The sequence below is a fragment of the Streptomyces kebangsaanensis genome (assembly GCF_001906585.1).
In the GTDB taxonomy this organism is placed as follows: Bacteria; Actinomycetota; Actinomycetes; order Streptomycetales; family Streptomycetaceae; genus Streptomyces; species Streptomyces kebangsaanensis.
Genome location: NZ_JUJA01000157.1, coordinates 78428 through 79620, shown reverse-complemented (window position 1 = coordinate 79620; position 1193 = coordinate 78428). Strand labels below are relative to the sequence as shown.

Sequence of the window (1193 nt, the reverse complement as noted above, 5' to 3'; positions counted from 1 at the left end):
GCCGCAACGGAGAGCGCCTGATCTGAGCCCGGTCGCTGATCAAGCTGATCAAAAAGACGGAAGAGCCCCTCTCCGCGGTCGTCCCGCGGAGAGGGGCCTTTTGACGAGGTGCGCAGGGTCAGCGGTGGTCGGCGCGGTGGTGACCCTCGTTGCGGCGGTCGTCACGGCGGTCGTCGCGCCGGTCGTCGCGCCGGTCGTCGTGGCGGTCGTTGCGGCGGTCGTCATGGCGGTTGTCGTGGCGGTTGTCGTGGCGGTCGTTGCCCCACTTGAGGGTGTCCACGACGCGGCCGCGCTCGTTGCGCAGGGTGGCGGTGTCGCGGCGGTCCCAGATCTGGTTGTGGCGGTCCTGGTAGAGGTCCCGGTGGGTGTCGCGGCCCATGCCGGTGTGGACGCGGACCGTCGCGCGGCCGTCGAGACGGTAGTGGCGGAACGTGTACCTGTGGCCGTGCTGGTCGGACAGCGTCCATCCGCGCATGTTGACGCTGTGGCGACTGTTGTTGGTGATGGCCACCCACTCCTGGTTCAGGGCGTGGTTGGAGCGGTGGTCGCGGCCGGAGTCGAGGTGCACGCTGCTGATCACCACGTTCTCGCGCTGGCGCGGGGCGTGGTCGGCCGCGGACGCCGGCAGCGCCACCGTCCCGACCAGGGCTCCGGCCGCGGCGACGGCGGCGGCCAGACGACGGGCGGTCACAGAAACGGAAACGGACACAGGCTCTCCCCTGCTTGGTGCGAGCACATCCCGCCCGCCGCGGCGGGCCGCGCGGGAAGATGTGCGCTGTGCGGGTGGCGGCCGGCTGGCCGCGCCTTCACAGACTGTCCGTTCATTCCTGGACATGTACGCAATCTCCGGGCGGTGTTACGAACCGTCCATATTTCCGTGACTCTTGTCTGTAATAGCCATTCAGGCGCCGAATGCACGTGGTTGACGGTGACTCAGCACGGCTGTCCCTTACGGGCGTTGGCCTCCCGTGTCCGTACGCCAGGGTGCGCCACCCCTGCCGTTCTCCGGCCGTCACCCGTGAGTGGGTAACGGCGGTGGCCGGATACGCCCGGCACACACGGCGCAGGGCCCTGGTGGAGAACCAGGGCCCTGCGCCGCGCCGCGGCCATGTGCCGCCGCGTATGTCGATGTGATGACGGGGTGAGCTGCGTCCCCGTCAGCCGCACTGACAGGGGCCGCCCGACTGGCAGCC

1 protein-coding gene is annotated in these 1193 nt (G+C 69.9%); it reads right to left on the bottom strand.

Features of this window, described 5'->3' with window-relative positions; all coding sequences use genetic code 11:
* Positions 1 to 118: 118 nt before the first annotated feature.
* Positions 119 to 709 (bottom strand): lamin tail domain-containing protein, encoded by a 591-nt coding sequence (locus tag RH94_RS27485; protein ID WP_079189205.1) that lies wholly within the window; start codon positions 707 to 709, stop codon positions 119 to 121.
* Positions 710 to 1193: the final 484 nt, after the last annotated feature.